General features: G+C 37.3%; 16 protein-coding genes and 1 tRNA gene. 8 read left to right on the top strand and 9 right to left on the bottom strand.

Annotated elements, in window-relative coordinates; genetic code table 11:
* Positions 1–76: 76 nt before the first annotated feature.
* The 3 genes from AC1M9E_RS02480 to AC1M9E_RS02470 all read left to right on the top strand — a co-directional run bounded on the left by AC1M9E_RS02480 (position 77) and on the right by AC1M9E_RS02470 (position 3,104).
* A complete protein-coding gene (locus tag AC1M9E_RS02480; RefSeq protein ID WP_488224992.1) occupies positions 77–847 on the top strand; it encodes a DUF4184 family protein in 771 nt (256 codons plus the stop codon).
* Positions 848–994: 147 nt separating this feature from the next.
* A complete protein-coding gene (gene aspS / locus AC1M9E_RS02475; protein WP_035265578.1) occupies positions 995–2,779 on the top strand; it encodes an aspartate--tRNA ligase in 1,785 nt (594 codons plus the stop codon).
* 106 nt (positions 2,780–2,885) lie between these two features.
* Positions 2,886–3,104 (top strand): hypothetical protein, encoded by a 219-nt coding sequence (locus AC1M9E_RS02470; protein ID WP_481593534.1) that lies wholly within the window; start codon positions 2,886–2,888, stop codon positions 3,102–3,104.
* Between the two features lie 27 nt (positions 3,105–3,131).
* Here the strand turns inward: AC1M9E_RS02470 and AC1M9E_RS02465 are convergent, their stop codons facing one another.
* From AC1M9E_RS02465 to AC1M9E_RS02445, 5 genes are read right to left on the bottom strand one after another with little or no spacing between them, the layout of a single operon-like run.
* Entirely contained in the window at positions 3,132–4,103 is a 972-nt protein-coding gene (locus tag AC1M9E_RS02465; RefSeq protein WP_488224991.1) for a glycosyltransferase family 2 protein, read from the bottom strand.
* Positions 4,090–5,163, bottom strand: coding sequence for a glycosyltransferase (locus AC1M9E_RS02460; RefSeq protein ID WP_481597946.1), 1,074 nt, complete (start codon positions 5,161–5,163; stop codon positions 4,090–4,092). The genes AC1M9E_RS02465 and AC1M9E_RS02460 overlap by 14 nt, the downstream gene beginning before the upstream one ends.
* A gap of 19 nt (positions 5,164–5,182) precedes the next feature.
* A complete protein-coding gene (locus tag AC1M9E_RS02455; protein ID WP_488224990.1) occupies positions 5,183–5,986 on the bottom strand; it encodes a glycosyltransferase family 25 protein in 804 nt (267 codons plus the stop codon).
* A gap of 3 nt (positions 5,987–5,989) precedes the next feature.
* Positions 5,990–6,733, bottom strand: coding sequence for a hypothetical protein (locus AC1M9E_RS02450; RefSeq protein WP_481597944.1), 744 nt, complete (start codon positions 6,731–6,733; stop codon positions 5,990–5,992).
* 26 nt (positions 6,734–6,759) lie between these two features.
* The gene (locus AC1M9E_RS02445; RefSeq protein ID WP_035265587.1) at positions 6,760–7,530 is read right to left on the bottom strand and encodes a hypothetical protein; all 771 of its coding nucleotides are present in this window, start codon (positions 7,528–7,530) and stop codon (positions 6,760–6,762) included.
* 168 nt (positions 7,531–7,698) lie between these two features.
* Between AC1M9E_RS02445 and AC1M9E_RS02440 the strand changes: the two genes are divergently transcribed.
* Complete coding sequence (locus tag AC1M9E_RS02440) at positions 7,699–8,868, top strand: nucleotide sugar dehydrogenase (RefSeq protein ID WP_035265588.1); 1,170 nt, start codon at positions 7,699–7,701, stop codon at positions 8,866–8,868.
* A 37-nt stretch (positions 8,869–8,905) separates the two neighbouring features.
* Here the strand turns inward: AC1M9E_RS02440 and AC1M9E_RS02435 are convergent, their stop codons facing one another.
* The 4 genes from AC1M9E_RS02435 to AC1M9E_RS02420 all read right to left on the bottom strand — a co-directional run bounded on the left by AC1M9E_RS02435 (position 8,906) and on the right by AC1M9E_RS02420 (position 14,399).
* Positions 8,906–9,832, bottom strand: coding sequence for a branched-chain amino acid transaminase (locus tag AC1M9E_RS02435; RefSeq protein WP_035265589.1), 927 nt, complete (start codon positions 9,830–9,832; stop codon positions 8,906–8,908).
* Between the two features lie 34 nt (positions 9,833–9,866).
* Positions 9,867–12,608, bottom strand: a complete 2,742-nt coding sequence (gene glnE, locus AC1M9E_RS02430; RefSeq protein WP_180028868.1) for a bifunctional [glutamate--ammonia ligase]-adenylyl-L-tyrosine phosphorylase/[glutamate--ammonia-ligase] adenylyltransferase — start codon at positions 12,606–12,608, stop codon at positions 9,867–9,869.
* A gap of 65 nt (positions 12,609–12,673) precedes the next feature.
* Positions 12,674–13,954 carry a sensor histidine kinase gene (locus tag AC1M9E_RS02425; protein WP_488224989.1) on the bottom strand — a complete coding sequence of 427 codons (1,281 nt, stop codon included), beginning with the start codon at positions 13,952–13,954 and terminating at the stop codon, positions 12,674–12,676.
* Positions 13,955–14,312: 358 nt separating this feature from the next.
* Positions 14,313–14,399: transfer RNA gene (locus AC1M9E_RS02420), tRNA-Leu, on the bottom strand.
* A 182-nt stretch (positions 14,400–14,581) separates the two neighbouring features.
* On the opposite strand from AC1M9E_RS02420, the gene queA reads away from it, so the two are divergent.
* The 4 genes from queA to tgt all read left to right on the top strand — a co-directional run bounded on the left by queA (position 14,582) and on the right by tgt (position 18,674).
* Positions 14,582–15,619, top strand: coding sequence for a tRNA preQ1(34) S-adenosylmethionine ribosyltransferase-isomerase QueA (queA, locus tag AC1M9E_RS02415; RefSeq protein ID WP_180028870.1), 1,038 nt, complete (start codon positions 14,582–14,584; stop codon positions 15,617–15,619).
* Positions 15,620–15,629: 10 nt separating this feature from the next.
* Positions 15,630–16,664: a hypothetical protein gene (locus tag AC1M9E_RS02410; protein ID WP_481607938.1), complete on the top strand. Its 1,035-nt coding sequence runs from the start codon at positions 15,630–15,632 to the stop codon at positions 16,662–16,664.
* A 24-nt stretch (positions 16,665–16,688) separates the two neighbouring features.
* On the top strand, positions 16,689–17,258 hold the full coding sequence (locus AC1M9E_RS02405; RefSeq protein ID WP_481607939.1) for a LemA family protein: 570 nt from the start codon (positions 16,689–16,691) through the stop codon (positions 17,256–17,258).
* A gap of 285 nt (positions 17,259–17,543) precedes the next feature.
* Positions 17,544–18,674 carry a tRNA guanosine(34) transglycosylase Tgt gene (tgt, locus tag AC1M9E_RS02400; protein WP_035265598.1) on the top strand — a complete coding sequence of 377 codons (1,131 nt, stop codon included), beginning with the start codon at positions 17,544–17,546 and terminating at the stop codon, positions 18,672–18,674.
* The last annotated feature ends 87 nt before the right edge of the window (positions 18,675–18,761 follow it).

Raw genomic sequence — 18,761 nt, 5'->3', positions numbered from 1 at the left:
TATAATTAAACCAATGGGTTACATATCAATGTTAATCTATAAAATTCGGATAGCATTTTTTTGATATATTTCAGCAATGCCCTTTACAATTTCACATGCTGTACTCGCACCAATTTTGCATAAAGCATCGAAAGGAACACTTCCTATTTCTGCTCTAGCAATTGGTGGCATGGTCCCTGACTTATTTCGTCTTTTTACAGACGAACATATCCAAATCTCACATCAATGGAGCGCATTGCTATATCCCAATTTATTGGTGGGAATGGCATTCTGTCTATTATGGTATGCACTATTACGACCTACTTTTTTTAGATGGGTTGGTATTTACAATCCCTTAAAACTCTCGAACTTTAGATCTGTCTTTCAATTCTTGGTGCTGATCAATATTTCATTAATCTTGGGTATCAGCAGTCATATCCTTTGGGATGGTTTAACTCATGTTGATTACAGAACCTTTGCTTTTCATGACCTATTAGCTAAACAAATCAATCTTTTCGGACAACACTACCCCCTCCATCGAATTTTACAGGTCGGTACCTCTATTATTGTTTTGCCCTTTATTTTATGGTTTGCAAAACAGTATTTTTGTACTTACCGTCAATCATTCAGAGTAACCCGTTCTATCACTATTTTTGCTGTGGTATCCGTGCTAATTTCAATATTAGGTGGATTATTTGGATTTATTCATTTCTACTCTAATTACAATACAGCCATTTTAAATGACCTATATGGTTACATTGGCTTCTCAATTAATTATTTCTTTAGAGGCTTTCTATTGACGTTTGCGATTTGTACGCTTGTTTTTCAAATCTTAGATCAATTGGAATTATTCGAAGGATCGTCTTAATTTTAAATTTGCATTAAATAATAGTGCTTTCATAATCTTCTCCTTGTGACTGTAGTCTCAAAGAGGCATAATTCACCCTTTGTATAAAGGCGTTACGCTGTTTACGTATACGCTTTCATTAACCCATATAGTTGGATTTTTAACGCTATGATGCGAACTCATTACTGCGGTTCATTAACCGAAGCTCAAATTGATCAAACCGTTACACTTTGCGGATGGGTACACCGTCGCCGTGACCATGGTGGTGTAATTTTCCTTGATATGCGTGACCGTGATGGTCTAGTTCAAGTGGTTATTGATCCTGATACACCAGAAGCTTTCGAAACAGCTGATAAAGCTCGTTCTGAATTTGTATTAAAAATTACTGGTCGTGTTCGCCGTCGTTATGCTGGTACTGAAAATGCCAACATGGTGAGTGGTCAAATCGAAGTATTAGGTAAAGAAATTGAAGTTCTAGCAGCGTCTGAAACTCCACCATTTCCATTAAATGATGATAATACTAATATTTCAGAAGAAATTCGTTTGAAATATCGTTTCTTGGACATTCGTCGTCCAGAAATGTTAGAGCGTTTACGTTTCCGTTCTAAATTAACAAACCTTATTCGTAACTATTTCGAAGAAAATGGATTCTTAGACGTTGAAACACCTATTTTGACACGTGCGACTCCTGAGGGTGCGCGTGACTATTTAGTTCCAAGCCGTGTATCAAATGGTAGTTTCTACGCTCTTCCGCAATCACCACAGTTGTTTAAACAATTGTTAATGGTGGGTGGTATTGATCGTTATTACCAAATTGCTAAATGTTTCCGTGACGAAGACTTACGTGCTGACCGTCAGCCTGAATTTACACAAATCGACGTTGAAACATCGTTCATGAGTGACGATGACATCATGGATTTAATGGAACGTTTAACAGTTAAGATGTTTAAAGAACTTCTTAATGTTCAATTTGATAAGTTCCCACGTATGACCTATGCAGATGCAATGCGCGACTATGCGTCTGACAAGCCTGACTTACGTATTCCACTTAAACTCGTTGACGTTGCAGATTTAATGCAAGACGTAGAGTTCAAAGTATTCGCTGGCCCTGCTAAAGATCCTAAAGGTCGTATTGTTGCATTACGTGTTCCAGGTGCAGGCTCTCTTCCACGTAGCCAAATCGACGAGTACACTAAATTTGTTGGCATCTACGGTGCAAAAGGTTTGGCGTATATCAAAGTTAACGAACTTGAAAAAGGTATCGAAGGCTTACAATCTCCTATCGTGAAATTCATCGAGCCAATCGTTCTTGATCTATTAAAACGTGTGGGTGCTGAAAATGGCGATATCGTATTCTTCGGTGCAGATAAAGCGAAAGTTGTAAACGATGCAATGGGTGCCTTACGTATCAAAGTCGGTCATGACATGAAGATGGCAACTTGCGAGTGGGCACCACTTTGGGTTGTTGATTTCCCAATGTTTGAAGAAACTGATGATGGTAAATGGACCTCTGTTCACCACCCATTCACATTACCAAAATCTAGCGTTGAAGAAGTGAAGAATAACCCAGGTGCAGCATTATCTGTTGCTTACGATATGGTACTTAACGGTACTGAAATCGGTGGTGGTTCGCTTCGTATTCATAACCTAGAAATGCAAAAAGCAATTTTTGAAGCATTAGGTATTGGTGAAGAAGAGGCAGAAGAGAAATTCAGCTTCTTATTGAACGCTTTACGTTATGGTGCACCTCCACACGGTGGTTTAGCATTCGGTTTAGACCGTCTTGTGATGTTAATGACTGGCGGTTCTTCTATTCGTGATGTGATTGCATTCCCGAAAACGAAAACTGCGGAATGTCCTTTAACACAAGCTCCTGCACCAGTTGAATCAACTCAACTTCGTGATCTTGGTATTCGCTTACGTGAAAAACCAAAAGCTGAATCACAAGAATAACGTTTGTTGATCTAAATAAAAACCCTGCAACTGCAGGGTTTTTATTTCATTGAGATAAACGCTCAAAAATGGCATAATCTCAGAAAATATTTAAGAGTTCATTCATATGGCTATGCGTCCTGATGTTCGTCGTCATACAATCATTATTATTGTATTTTGCATCGTGCAATGGGCATTTATGCGTTATATCTTGAATGAACAATTATTTAACCTCACCACTTATCAGCGTATAGTGTTCTTTAGTACGAGTAGTTTTATTGCAGCTTTTGGTTCAATCGCCGCACTTATTTATATGGTGATTAAAGGAAATGCGGATAATAAATAATAGAACACTGTAAATACCCTATTATATTTATTTATGTTTTCTAAGACCTAGCCAATTTTTGTATAGGTAAAAAAATTTAGGGGTTTTCAACATCCACCTTACTTTCCAATGCAACTCATTTGAATTATTTTTAATATAATTCAAATCTTTAAACTTAATTGAGTTGATAAAACGACAATACTTTTTAAAATTCATTTTTATATAATTATTAAATAATCCTAATATTAAATGAATATACACTTGTTTAAAATGACACTTATCACGATTTTCTCTAAACAAATCCACCCCATAAAATAAACTCTCTAAGTGTTTTTCATTAACACTACAATTACTTATACTAGATGGTCTATACCTATAAAAAATTAGTGTTTTATTTAATTCATAAATTTTTATATTTTCATTATATAAAAACGGCACAGCAAGCATATCTTCAAAATAATAACCTTTAGGAAATCTAATGTTTTTTAATAAGTCTTTTTTATAAACCCTCAACCATGCATACCACTTGTTTTTTTTAAAAATTCTCTTTAAGTACTCTTCATTTACATTATTAACTAACTGTATTTGATCAGCTAATACAAGTGGTTTTTGAGTTAAAAATTTGTTTTCCTCGATCGCATTAAAATGTATAAGATCAACATTCTTGTTATGATCAATCACATTAATTATTTCTTCTATATAATCATTTAGGACATAATCATCAGAATCAATAAAAGATACATAATCTCCTTCAGCTAAATCAACACCATTATTACGTGCCATACTTAGCCCTTGATTATCCTGATCAATAATCCTAATATTTTTTTTAAAGGATTGTTTATTTAAAAAATTCTTTAAAATATCAATAGATCTATCTTTTGAACCATCATTAATAAAAATACATTCCACCTCCTTAGTTAATTGACTATAAAGTGATGATATACAGTCTTCAATATAGTCTTCTACACCATAAACAGGAATAATGACAGATAACTTGATTTTTTCTTCAACTTTGTACACTACAATCACCAAGGCTTAAATATTCATCAACAGCCGTTTGAACTTTAAATTTTCGAGATAAACTAGGATTATAGATTTTATCGCATGATGAAATTTCAGACATCTTACTAGCTAACTTATCAATATTACCAACTGGAACTAAAAAATTTTTATCTAAAATTTCACTAGGACCAGATGGACAATCCGTACTTAAAACCGGCGTATTTAAAGCTAATGCTTCTAAAATTGCAATACTAAATCCCTCAAAGTCTGAGGATACGACCATCGCCTGTGCACGTTGAATAAACGGATACGGATTATTTTGAAAGCCGATAAAGTGAACTTTATCCGATACCCCTAGTTCTTGACATAAACGCTGATTGTCAGCCATCAGCTCGCCTGTACCCACCAAGACCAAAGGCAGATCCAGCTGTGCTTGTGCATACGCACGAATCAACACATCATGACGTTTTTGCTGCTTAAATTTACCAACATTGACCAAATAAGGCTGAGGTAGATCAGGAATAAATTCTGATGCAGCGTGTCGAACAGCATCGACATCAATTGGATTGTAGATTGTCTGAACCCTGCTATCAGCACCAAAAATATCTTTAAAATCAGCTTCCACCCCTTTGCTAACCGCTACACAAGGCTTGGCTAAATACACTTTGGCCAACTGCTTTTTAAAGGCCTTAGTCAGACGTTGTCCATACTCCAAACTAGTGGTGTTATGAATTACCAAATGTACATTAGGCAACTGACTACGACTTAAAATAAAATCGACTGGATATAAGTTGGACAGTACCAAATTTGGCTCACCAATCTGTTGACGCACAAAGCGATCAAAGGCTTTGGCAGCGATACTTTGGCGCATAAATTTAGGTATGCCACGAAATTTTTGATAATTAAAGAAGTGTGTCTCTACTCCATCAGGAATAGGTAAATCTATAATATCTTTGAAATAAACAATATGTGCTTCATGCCCTGCATTATTTATTCCTTTAGCTAAAGTTAATGCGAACCGTTCAGCACCGTTACCTTGTAAAGTAAAAATAGCAAGTACAACCTTTTTTTTCTTCATAATTCGATATTCAATATTGTTAAAAATGTGCCTTATCAAGACGAATAAATCGCTTTTGCGCTTTAAATATGACTTGCATATAGCGACATCCCATAGCCAACTGACCGATGATCCGTCTCTTTCTAAATACTCTTTTTTCCATAGCAGAAGAATAAATTGGCTTGTGATGTTCTGAACGTCCGATCACTGATTCAAACTGCTCAGCAGGTACAAGACCATAAGCTACCATTTGATCTTCTTGAATAATTGCGGCAGGCTCAGCTTGTAAACTCTTCAATCCATAATGGCTAAAAATAAAACCATCAGCAATTGCAGGTGAGGTTTCTGCTAAACGTTGTAATAACTTCTTTGCGCCCGATGGATAGAGTAAATATCCTGCTGCACCTGTTCGGTCTTGATATAGAGTATATAGCGCAGTTTGTCCAGCGACTAATTGATATTCTGGTTTTTTAGAAATAATTTTTTTACGACTACGTACTTCAAAATTAATTAAATCTATATCTTTAAAATTATAATTTTGTATTTCTTCAAGTAACTGAGGAATATGACATGATAAGACTGCATCATCCTCTAATATCAATGCTGGTTCATTAGTTTTAATAACAGTTTCCCAAGCTTTCTGATGACTCAAAAAACATGCTACCTCCACCTTACGCAAAGGTCTTTGCCAACCAAACCCTAATAATTGATATTGTGAATCATTGATATCATCAACTGATACAGCAGCTAAACGCTGAAAAGATAAACCCAAATCATCAAACTGTTGAGTCTGAAAAGCCAAACGCTCTTTTGAACGCTCAAGATTTATAATCAAGATCTGCATGGATTACCACCAACGTGTTTTTTCACGCGTATGTCTTTTTTTAAAACGCACATAGACAGTATCATTAACGTCTTGATTAATCCGCTCAAAAATTTCAATAACCAATTGACCTAATGGATGATCAGTACATATCTGGTCTAAACGCCAACGCATATTTCTCAATGTATCATCAGTACCCACTGCAAAAGCAGATGTACCATCAAATAGAGCATAACGTTGTGACTGTAAATGATTTAGACACTCTAGATTTTCTTCCATCTGATGATCACATAAATAGCGTTCCGTTTCCTGAAGCTTTAAAGTATTAATAAGAACCACAGCATTCATCAAAATTGCTTTCAGAAGAGAATCTTCATCATGATCAATGAAAGTATCACACGCTGAAATTAACCATCGTATATTTAAGGATTTCAGTAAAAAATCTCGCTCTTTAAGCCATAAAGATTTAAATTTTAGATAGTTATCTGTCGTATCAACATCTCGGCGCATCAATACAATTAGACTAGCATGATAATGATTCAACGCAGGTTGACCTACGAACTCATCTTTGAGCTGCTCTATATGCTGCTTCAAATCTTTCGCTGATCCATGGGTATAGCGTGTTTCATCACCTTCAATCAAGTTTTCTTTCAACGCATTAATATCTATACCTTCAAATTGCGCATAGACCTCATCTGCACCAAAACGACGTTGATGCCGACTAAAGGAGAACCATTGTTCGAATTTACTTTTTTTTCTAACAGGCATTATAAACCACCATTAAAAGGCAACTATTATTGCCAAGCATCCTTAATCCATTGACTTGGCAACACATAGCGGTACCATTTACCACCGCCACCATTCACAGCATCAGGTGGATTAATCTCACCATGGAAAATAATAATTTTAGCACCTTCAGGTTTTACTGGTGGCTTAAAAAACGCCATTGGGATTTTTTGTAAACAGTGATATTTATAACTTTTACACCAGCTATCTGGCCAATAGGTTTGCTTCGCATGTTTATCTACATACCATGACAAATAGGCTTGTTCATTACGGAATTTTTTTCGGATCTCATCAAAGTTCTCACGAAAATATGGTAATAATCCAGGGAAAGCGCCCAATTTAAAACGATATACTGAGCTATTACCTGTGATTCGCCATGGTCGTTTCCAGTCGTGAATAATTAAAAAATCACCTGGATAAGTGAAAAAATCATCCATGTTATCAACGATAACAACATCCAAATCTAAAAATAGCGCGTTACCCTTTAAGCCATATAAGTCAGGCTCAAAAGTTGAAAGTTTGTTCCAACCACGCTCAGGCGCGCCTTCAGGCAATGCTAACGGTGGAATAGGAAAGCATTTAACATTTGGATCAATTCCTTCTGTACGGTCAGTGAGACAAACCATCTGGAAATCAACAGTCGTGTGTCGTTTCACCATATTATAAAGACGATTCACATACTCAGAACCATATTTGGTTCCCCACTTCATACACAAAACAATGTTCTGTTCTTGTGCAATCTCTTCTTCTAATAAGACATTGTTTTCATGTATTGACATGCCGTTTTATTCCACCTAATCAATAGCTGCATCATACCACAGAGTTAAAATATTCTTGAACGATAAGAATTCAAACTCGTCAAAATTGAAATCAAATCTTCATTAAATTGTCACGTCTTAGAAACCCTATTTTGTCAAATTAAATTTAATCTGGCTTGAACTAAAATAATGAAAATTACTATTGTCGGCACTGGGTACGTCGGTCTCTCAAATGCGATGATTTTAGCGCAACATCATGAAGTCACCGCCTTAGACATTGATCAAAATAAAGTAAATTTATTGAACAAGAAAATCTCACCTATACAAGACACAGAAATCTCTGATTTTCTAAGTAATAAACCATTAAACTTTAAAGCAACAACTAATGCTGTGGATGCATATTTTCAGGCAGACTATATTCTTATTGCGACACCAACTGATTATGACCCTACAACCAATTATTTTGACACTTCAAGTGTTGAATCTGTGATCACTGAGATTTTAAGTATCAATCCATTAGCGACGATCATTATCAAATCGACAGTTCCTGTAGGTTACACCCAACAACTAAAAAGTAAATTTGAAACACAGAATATTATATTTTCACCTGAGTTTCTCAGAGAAGGAAAAGCATTGCTGGATAACTTATATCCTTCAAGAATTATAATGGGTGAAAATTCTGAACGAGCACATCAATTTGCAAACATGCTCATAGAGGGTGCTTATAAAAAAGATTGTCCAGTCTTGTTCACTGACTCCACCGAGGCAGAAGCAATCAAACTTTTTGCAAACACCTATTTAGCTATGCGCGTTGCATTCTTCAATGAACTAGATACTTACGCTCAAATATACCGATTGGACACTCGCCAAATGATCGAGGGTGTTTGTTTAGATCCTCGAATTGGTAAATTTTATAACAATCCATCATTCGGATACGGCGGATATTGTCTTCCTAAAGATACTAAACAATTACTCGCCAACTACGACCAAGTTCCAAGCAATTTAATTCAAGCCATTGTAGACGCGAATATTACTCGCAAAGATTTTATTGCACAGTCTATTTTGGAGAGATGCCCTAGCGTTGTTGGGATATATCGTTTGGTCATGAAAAGTGGTTCAGACAATTTTCGATCGTCAGCAATACAAGGTGTTATGCGTCGTCTCAAAGCACAAGGAATCAAGATCATTATTTACGAACCCACACTTTCAGAGAAAAAATTTCAAAACTCAAAAATCATCAAAACACTGGAAGAATTTAAAAAAAGAGCAGATTTAATTATTAGTAATCGTCATTGCGATAAACTAAATGATGTTGCAGATAAAGTGTATACCAGAGATATTTTTGGTAAAGATGATTAAAAAAGGACTCAATTGAGTCCTTTTTTCAAAGCATTAATTACTTCACATATGTTAACCAGTGAGCATATTTAGGGTCTTTACCTTGTACGGCATCGAAGTATGCTTTTTGGATTTGTGTTGTGATTGGACCACGAACACCTTCACCGATTTGACGATCATCATATTCACGGATTGGCGTTACTTCTGCCGCTGTACCTGTAAAAAATGCCTCATCAGCGATATAGAATTCATCACGTGTGATACGGCGCTCTACAACGTCATATCCAAGGTCTTTCGCAATCGTAATAATGGTTTGACGAGTAATACCATCAAGAGCACCACCAGCGATATCAGGGGTATGAATCACGCCATCACGCACTAAGAATACGTTTTCACCTGAACCTTGACACACATAACCTTGTGGATCAAGTAACATTGCTTCGTCATAACCTGAGTGCGCAACTTCTTGGTGTGCCAAAATAGACAGCGTATAGTTTCCTGATGCTTTCGCCTTACACATCGTCACGTTAGGGTGATGGTGTGTAAAAGAAGAAGTTTTTACACGAATACCCTTCGCCATTGCTTCTTCACCAAGGTAAGCGCCCCAGCTCCACGCAGCAACCACTGCATGAATTGTATTATCCGTCGCTGCAATACCTAGCTTTTCCGAACCAATAAAGATAATTGGACGTAAATAGCAAGAAGCTAATTTATTTTCACGCACCACATCAATTTGAGCTTGTTCTAATGCCGCCTGATCAAACGGAACTTTCATTTGATAAATTTTGGCAGAGTTTAAAAGACGTTTAGTGTGTTCTTTTAAACGGAAAATTGCCGTTCCATTCGGAGTTTCGTAGGCACGGACACCCTCAAATACACCCATACTGTAGTGTAAAGTGTGTGTTAAGACGTGAGTTTTTGCTTCACGCCAATCAACTAATTGTCCATCTTGCCAAATAAAACCATCACGATCAGCCAAATTCATGACCTAAACTCCAAATTTTTATACACAGTCATTTCTATCCAACTACTGATGCAGTTGGATCTATTAATCTTTGCCATAGCTTGCAAACGACCTTACGGGTATCGAGCCAATTCGCAGCACTCACTTGCATGGATTGATTTGCAAGGGCTAAACGATGACTCTCGGCACGTTCACGGAGATAAGCTTGAATCAATGCTGTCGCATCGGCGCTGGATAAGCAGCCAGTTTTTGCGGCATCCTCAAGGATTCGTACATTGTCGGAGTAATGGGCGAGATCAGGATTCGTCCCACTCCATGCTAATACTGCATACTGTGCCATAAATTCGATATCAACGATACCACCTGCATCCTGTTTTAAATGAAAAATTCCATCTTTTTTTTGCTCATTTGATGAGCCTAAATGGTCTTTCATTTTTTGACGCATTTTTAGCACTTCTGCTCTCACCGTTTCTTCATTTCGAGGCAAAGTTAAAATACGACAGCGTAATTCCTCAAACTTTTCTCTTAAGCTTTGCTCACCCGCTATACTACGCGCACGAACAATCGCTTGATGCTCCCAAAGCCATGCATTTTTAAGTTGGTATTGCTCAAAAGCCTTAAGGCTTGTGACGAGAAGCCCAGCTTCTCCTGAAGGACGCAATCGTGTATCAATCTCATACACACGACCATCTAAAGTTTGGGTTGTCATCAGCGACATGAGCTTTTGCCCAACACGCATCGCAAATTCAAAACCACTAATTGGTTTCAAGCCATCTGTATCTGCCTGCTCATCCATATAGTGGATAAAGACTAAATCAAGGTCTGAACCATACCCAAGTTCAATACCGCCTAATTTCCCATACCCAATGACACTGAATGCCATATGATTTTTTGAACAACGTTGACCATCTGCATCTACTGGGTAACCATGTTTTTTTGCTGTAATTTGATATGCTAAATTCAAAGTTGCTTGAACTGAAACCTCAGCAATATCGGTGAGCGCATCAGACACACGCATCAGTGGACTTTCAGCCAATACATCACTTGCTGCTACAGTCAAAACATTCGATTTTTTGAATAAGCGCAATACGCGCATTTGATCTTCCACTTGATCAATTTCAATACGCAGCAGCTGCTGTCTGAGTGAATCCTCCAAATCTTGGCGTTTAGGTAGCTCAAAATCCATTGATAAAAACTCATCGAGTAAAACTGGATAATGGGTTAGCTCTTCACAAATCCATGGGCTTACAGTCGCCATTTTAACGAGTCGCTGTAATGCTCCTTTGCTTTCAATCAACATCACTAGATAGACTGTTCGCCGCATCACAGATTCAACCAGTGGCATCAGCCTTACCAAAGCGACTTGTGGATTATCCGATTCAAGAACAGCTTGAATCAGATGAGGCCAAAACTCTTTTAAACGATTAACTGCTTTAGCGGGTAATTTTTTGATGGCATGTCCATACCAAAATTCACGAACCAAATTTTTAGCAGACTCATCTAAAACTTCATTCAATTGCTGCTCTATTTGGCTAAAGCTTTCAACCAATGGATCTACTTCTTTTTCTTTAATTAAATGCTCAAACTGATAAGTTACTATAGCGCGCTTCTCATTGAGAACATCTAAGAACGCATCCCAACTTTCAAATCCAAGTGTTTCTACGATGCGATTTCTTTGGTCAACCTCAGTAGGCAGTGATTGTGTTTGTTGGTCATTTAAGGCTTGAATGGCATGTTCCACACGACGCAAGAATAAATAAGCATTTTCAAGCTCATCCACCACTTCAGGTTCAAGTAATCCAACAACCCCCAAATGATGTAGACTCACTAAACATTGACGGTCTTGTAGCTCAAGTTTTGAACCACCATAAATCAACTGGAAAACTTGAACGATAAACTCGACTTCACGAATACCACCTGCACCAAGTTTAATATCATCTTCAATATTTCTACGTTGAACTTCACGCTCAATCATCGCTTTCATTTCACGCATCGCTGCAAAAGCAGTGTAGTCCACATAACGGCGGAATACAAAAGGTCGAGTCATTTCCAGAAGCTCATCCCCTTCCTTTCCTCCTGTAACAATACGCGCCTTTATCCATGCATAACGCTCCCACTCACGCCCATGTTGACTGAGATACTTTTCAAGTGCCGCATGACTGATTGCTAGTGCTGAACCATCACCCCATGGTCGCAATCGCATATCCACTCGGAATACAAATCCATCTGCGGTGATATGTTCCAACAAATAAATAATTTTTTGCCCCCAAAGGATGCAAAATTGCTGAACATCAATACATTTACGACCATTGGTTTCACCTTGCTCATCGAAGGCAAATATAAGATCAATATCACTGGATAAATTAAGTTCCTGAGCCCCCAATTTACCCATTGCAATCACGATAAGGTCTTGAAGCTTACCGTTATAGCCGATCGGCTCTCCATGTTTGGCTTGCAATGGACGATAAGCGAAGCTTTTGGCTGCATCAATACTGGCATCGGCAAAGTCTGAAAGCTCACGAGTCAATGTAATAACTGAAATGAGGCGGTTCGCATCCTGCCAAATCCACCGAAACATTAACCGTGCTCGCAAAATTCGAATTTTTTGCATCCATTCTTTTTCATCCTGAATGTCAGCAAGTTCTTTTTGTACAATGTGATAGATTTGTTCAGTACTTAAAAATTTATTAAATTGATCAGATGAATAATCTTGTTCTAATAATGTTTGATGTAAATTATAAACTTGTTCCGCGTATTGACTGGCTCTAAGAGTTTTTTGCAACTGATCAGCATTCATTTGAAAAAAAGCCTGAATAAATCTAAAACTCTTTTATATCAGTCCTTACGCAATTTGTGGACTATTTAGTTCACTTTTTCCAAAGATGTTTGATTACTCGTATTTGGGGTGGCAGGTAACGCTGCATGAGTGTCTGCTTCAGGTAATATGACTTTAAAAGTCGTACCTTGACCTTGTTGAGAACTGACACCAATTTCACCATGATTCAAATCAACAAATCTTTTACATAACACCAAACCTAAACCAGCACCTTTTTCACCAGATGTACCACGAATAGATACCTTCAAATCCGGTTGAAAAAGCTTCTCAATTTGCTGTGGTGTCATACCTAAACCTGTATCTCGAATGGCAATTTCGACACCTTGATCGCATTTTGATGCTTCGATATAAACTTTTCCAGTTCCATCCACATGAGTAAACTTCAAAGCATTGGATACCAAGTTTTGAATCACTGATGTGATCATATTAATGTCGGCAAAGACTTTTAACTCTTGCGGCACACTTTCAATTAATTGAATATTTTTTTTCACAGCCAACGTGTTTAAAACATCAAAAACGATTTTTGTCACCTGTTTAAGCTCAAACTGAATAGGATGATAGACAAATCTCCCGCCTTCAGCCATTGCCCAATTTAATAGGCTTTCCAATAAGTTATAAGTCGATTGAGCGGTATCATGTAGATACTCAGCGATATTCTGTACACTGTCCTCATCCAAACTTTCACGTTCATTGGCCAATACATCAGAAAAACCTAATAAGCCATGAAATGGTGCGCGTAAATCGTGTGCAATGATTTGAAAGAATTTTGTTTTACTGAAATTAAGCGCCGATTGTTGTTCATATAATTCTTTGAGTTCCGCATAATCCGAATGAAGCTCTAATATACGAATTAAGCTCATTGAAAAATCATAAACCAGTTCTAAATTTTGATCATCAAAAGGTTGGTGCTGATTATCAAATAAAATCACTTGACCAATTGAAAAATCATCATTCACTTTTAAATCAATGGCTATAATTCGCTCGTGATCAACTCCGAGTTGATGAATATGTGCTGAAAAAGATGAATAATTAGGATGATCACGACTGATCGAAGTTTGACCCGCGAAATATGGTAATAATTTTGCTTTTTTATTGGCATTAAAAGCTTTAAATCCATTTGGAGAAGAATGCCACACATATGGTTCATCATGAAAAGCTAAGATTGCTGACTCCGCATTTAAAATGCCACGCGCAAATCTTAAAAAACTCTCAAGTTGATTTTTTGGCGTTGATACACCGAGTAAAAGAGACATTTTGCAGGCACTGAGCTGATCAGCTTGATCGACATCTATAAATTCTATTTTCATGTCTACATCCTGCCATGGAGTAAAGGGGAATAATGATCGATTACATTTTATTTTTTCATTTCACAGTAAAGAAATGAAACCTTATTTCATCAAGACTAATACATTCTCAAATATTAAGAAAGTGCATTTTTGAGGACTGAATATCTAGCTAAAGCATGAGTCATACTTTATAAAACGTAAGCGTCTAGTGAAGATCGATTGAATAAACCATAACTATTTATTATTAAAATAAAATTTACTCAATCCTTATCTTATATTATTCATCAAATCTTCATTTGAAATTTTAAAATTCCTTAATTTATTTAAAACAAATAAAAAGGCCCTCAAGTCTGAATATGCTTGAAGGCCTTTAAGTATTTGGTCCCGAGGGTCGGACTCGAACCGACACGTCATCTCTGACAGCGGATTTTGAGTCCGCCGCGTCTACCAATTTCACCACCTCGGGAAAGGTTGTGTTCGGTATGATATCGTTTTTCTTTTCTTTGTCAATGCAAAACCTGACTCAAGCGCCTATTTTTAAATCAATAGCATGCATTATGCTTTTTTAACCACCAAACTCAACTCGAACTGGGCAAAAAAAGCATATACTAATGCCAAAATTTTTGCTGATTCCATTTTTATATTCTTATGCAACTTTCTGATTTTAACTTTGAACTCCCTGACGAACTTATTGCCCGTTACCCTCTTGAAGAGCGAAGCGCTTCTCGCTTACTTCATCTTAAAGCCGATGGTCAATATGACGATCACCAATTTACCGATATTTTAGACCTGTTTAATGAAGGTGATTTATTAGTTCTCAATGATACTAAGGTAATGAAAGCTCGCTTGAAAGGTAAGCGTGCTTCGGGTGGTGCGATTGAGGTTCTGGTTGAAAGAATGCTTGATCAATTTATTGCTCATTGCCATATCAAAGCAAGTAACTCACCAAAACCAGGTGCTGAGCTTTTTGTCGGATCAGACGAGGTTAAAGTTACGGTTCAAGGGCGCCATGAAAATCTCTATGTGGTGGAATTTTCCAAACCAATCTTAGATGTATTGGATCAGTATGGTGCATTGCCTATTCCACCTTACTTCAACCGAGAAGCAGAAGATATTGATACTGTTCGTTATCAAACCGTATTTAATGATCCTACAAAAATTGCTAGCGTTGCTGCTCCAACGGCGTCTCTACATTTTGATGAACAACTATTAAAAAAACTTGAAGATAAAGGTGTAAACAAGACATTTGTCACCTTACATGTGGGTGCAGGTACCTTCTTACCAGTACGCACCACTGATATCGAAAATCACATCATGCACAGTGAATGGTGCCAAGTCAGCGATGAAGCTATGGCGTTGATTAAGGCGACTAAAGATCGAGGCAATAAAGTGATTGCCGTCGGAACGACTGCAACACGGGCAACTGAAAGTGCGGCTCAAGCCAATGATGGCCAACTGAAGGGCTGGACTGGTGATACTCAGATTTTTATTTATCCTGGTTATGAATTTAAAGTAGTAGATCGCTTAATTACTAACTTCCACCTTCCAGAATCAACATTATTAATGCTTGTCTCAGCCCTGTCCAATCGTGATTATATTTTGAATGCGTATCAACATGCTGTAAAAGAACGCTATCGTTTCTTTAGTTATGGTGACGCAATGTTGATTGACCAAGCAAAAGATTAGGATCTGATCTATGCCGATTGATTCTGTTCAGCAACTGCTTCACCTTCGTACCCGAAAGAACAAGCAAATTATGGCCAGTATTGATCGGCTTTGGGCTCTTGGACGTTCTGCTCAACATTCTGATGACATCCTACAAGGATTACATCCATGGGGTTCGAATACCCAACTCTTTTTTCACAATGGCATACCTAAATTTTTAGTTACGCTTGCCATCATATTCATTGTTTTTTCGCTCTTTCCTATTTTTGACACATTAAAATGGATGGCATATAGCTCAGCGGCGATACTTATCCTGATTGCATATATAATTTATGAACCGAATAAACCTATTCATGAAGTGATTTCATTTCTTGAAGAGCGAATGATTGGTTTTAAATTCGGTATAGAAGCTTATTCAACGCCATCACACCTTGGAACAAATAGACATAACACCTTGATCATAAGTCAGCTAAGGCAAAAATTTCCTTTGTTTAACCAAGGCAACCATGCCAATGACATTTTAAAATTTGCCTCTACCACGTGGAAAAACGCTCAAAACCAAGATTTCCCTGTTATGCTTTTTCATTACCGATTTATTGATGAAGTCAATCTGCCTGAGCAAAACAAAACACCACAAAAATTAAAAAAAATTGAACGTCATCGTTGGGGCGTATTTGTATTTGATATATCACCACTAGGATTAGCGACGACCAGTAGAAAGAAAGGGTTCACCACACCATATACAGAGCGCTGGGAGAGCAGTGATTTAGAGCTACGTAAAAAAGTTCAGATTTACGGTACAGATCGTTTACAACTCGCAAAGATCATGACGCCATCAACCACACTCAAACTGATTGAATTTTATCGACTGCACCACGGCGACTTAATTTTCCACCCTCATGACCAAATCATGTGCTATTTGGGAGAGCGCGATTTATTTGAAGTCACGCACAAGCTTGAAATCAAAGACATTAAAAATATATCCGCTTTGCGCGGTTACTTAAGAACATTAACCATGCCAAATTATCAACAACTCAAACAGAGCATGCTAAACTTAGTTGCATAATAACGATCATATTAGGTAATGCGTGTGGGCTTATTCATTTTTCTTTCCATCTTTGTTTTGATTATTGTCTGGGGAATATGGGTTCGAAATAATATCGTTCGATATTTGAATGCTTCTCAGCGTGCTTGGTCAGATGTCGCAAATTTTGAACGTCAGAAAATTAAAACATTAGAGCATCTTGAGCAAAATTTATCTCAATACACTGAGTTTGAAAAATCAACACTAGAAAATATCACAGCCTTACGCCAACAAATCCTAAATCTCAATACACAATCAACTGATGTAGCTCAGCTTCAGCATATTGAAGCGCTAAGTCAGTCGTTAATGAAAAGTTTAAATGTGGTTGTTGAGAATTATCCAGATCTCAAAGCTGATCAGCTTTACAACCAAATGATGCATGACATTCAAGAGCAAAATGAAAATGTCAGCGCTGCAATTTCAATATTCAATCGAAATGTCGAAGAGTTTAATAACTTGATTCAAGTTTTTCCAAATAACTTAATCAACAGTATCAGCCTCGCAAAGAAACCTATTCGCCCATTTACAGATCATAAAGCGCAACAAAATTTTGATTATCGCCCTAATTTCAAATAAGGATTCCACCTTAAAAAGTGGCAATATCTTAGAGAATCACATTGTTTATCTATTACGATTTATTCATATTAAGATACGCTAAAAACTGTACATCTGAGCAAAGAATAAGCAGGTTTCTTCATTGTTTAGCAAGATCATGAATCTCTTGTAATTTTTCATATACAAAAATCCAAGTCGTTAAGAATAATGTAATTTTTCTAGCATAAACTGCGCGAATCTAGGAAAATAGAGCGCTTTATCGCTATCAATCAGCGAACTGTTTTTTCGCCTCGATTTGGACAATTTATGAAGTTTGAAAAATTAGGTCAGTCTGGTCGCGCTCGACGCGGACGCTTAACCTTGGAACATGGTGTCGTTGAAACACCGATGTTTATGCCTGTCGGAACTTACGGCACTGTTAAAGGCATGCTCCCACGTGATATTGAAGAAATTAAATCACAGGTCATTTTAGGGAATACCTTTCATTTATATCTACGCCCCGGCCTAGATGTCATTCGTGAGCACGGTGGTCTACATGGTTTTATGAAATGGAATAAACCAATTTTGACTGACTCTGGTGGCTTCCAAGTATTTAGCTTAGGCGCAATGCGTAGTATCAAAGAAGACGGCGTAACATTCCGCTCTCCAATTGATGGCTCTAAAGTCTTTCTTTCTCCTGAAATTTCGATGGATATTCAACATACATTGAATTCAGATATCGTGATGATTTTTGATGAATGTACACCCTATCCAGCGACTCACGAAGAAGCTCAGAAATCTCTACAACTTTCATTGCGTTGGGCAAAGCGTTGTAAGACTCAACATCATGATGTGTTAAAAAACCGCAATGCTCTGTTTGGTATTATTCAAGGCGGCATGTATGAAGACCTCCGCCAAGAATCACTAAATGGATTAAAAGAAATCGGTTTTGATGGTTATGCGATTGGCGGTCTTTCTGTAGGCGAGCCAAAAGAAGAGATGATCAAAGTCCTTGATTATCTTCCAGAGCAAATGCCTGCGGATAAACCACGTTATTTAATGGGTGTTGGCAAACCAGAAGACATCGTTGAAGCTGTTCGTCGTGGTGTAGACATGTTTGACTGTGTAATGCCAACTCGTAACGCACGTAATGGACATTATTTTGTTACGGACGGTTTAGTGCGTATACGAAATGCGAAATACCGCCATGATCAAAGCCCACTTGATCCGCATTGTGATTGTTACACTTGTACCAACTTTACCCGTTCGTATCTATACCATTTAGAAAAATGTGGTGAGATGCTTGCATCAATGCTTGGCACAATCCATAACCTCCGTTATTACTTGCGTTTAGCAGAAATGATGCGTGATGCATTAGATAACGGAACATTTGATGATTTTGTTCACGATTTTTATGCACGCCGTGGGCTTGAAGTACCACCTTGTCCGCAAGATTAATACATCAGTATTTGCGCTGAGCAAAAAGACAATGTAAATTGCTGAACAAGCCGATTTTTTATCATCTTTTTTGATATTTTTAGTTTA

Source organism: Acinetobacter sp. 24-47-47 (assembly GCF_057737035.1).
Note: the sequence above shows the minus strand (reverse complement) of the source record. Positions and strands in the feature narration are given on the sequence as shown.

Coding starts and splice junctions, on each gene's coding strand:
- glnE (WP_180028868.1), bottom strand. CDS start 12,608: ATGAATGCTGATCAGTTGCAAAAAACTCTTAGAGCCAGTCAATACGCG.
- queA (WP_180028870.1), top strand. CDS start 14,582: ATGCAACTTTCTGATTTTAACTTTGAACTCCCTGACGAACTTATTGCC.
- tgt (WP_035265598.1), top strand. CDS start 17,544: ATGAAGTTTGAAAAATTAGGTCAGTCTGGTCGCGCTCGACGCGGACGC.
- AC1M9E_RS02470 (WP_481593534.1), top strand. CDS start 2,886: ATGGCTATGCGTCCTGATGTTCGTCGTCATACAATCATTATTATTGTA.
- AC1M9E_RS02435 (WP_035265589.1), bottom strand. CDS start 9,832: ATGAATTTGGCTGATCGTGATGGTTTTATTTGGCAAGATGGACAATTA.
- AC1M9E_RS02480 (WP_488224992.1), top strand. CDS start 77: ATGCCCTTTACAATTTCACATGCTGTACTCGCACCAATTTTGCATAAA.
- AC1M9E_RS02425 (WP_488224989.1), bottom strand. CDS start 13,954: ATGAAAATAGAATTTATAGATGTCGATCAAGCTGATCAGCTCAGTGCC.
- aspS (WP_035265578.1), top strand. CDS start 995: ATGATGCGAACTCATTACTGCGGTTCATTAACCGAAGCTCAAATTGAT.
- AC1M9E_RS02410 (WP_481607938.1), top strand. CDS start 15,630: ATGCCGATTGATTCTGTTCAGCAACTGCTTCACCTTCGTACCCGAAAG.
- AC1M9E_RS02455 (WP_488224990.1), bottom strand. CDS start 5,986: ATGCAGATCTTGATTATAAATCTTGAGCGTTCAAAAGAGCGTTTGGCT.
- AC1M9E_RS02445 (WP_035265587.1), bottom strand. CDS start 7,530: ATGTCAATACATGAAAACAATGTCTTATTAGAAGAAGAGATTGCACAA.
- AC1M9E_RS02460 (WP_481597946.1), bottom strand. CDS start 5,163: ATGAAGAAAAAAAAGGTTGTACTTGCTATTTTTACTTTACAAGGTAAC.
- AC1M9E_RS02450 (WP_481597944.1), bottom strand. CDS start 6,733: ATGCCTGTTAGAAAAAAAAGTAAATTCGAACAATGGTTCTCCTTTAGT.
- AC1M9E_RS02440 (WP_035265588.1), top strand. CDS start 7,699: ATGAAAATTACTATTGTCGGCACTGGGTACGTCGGTCTCTCAAATGCG.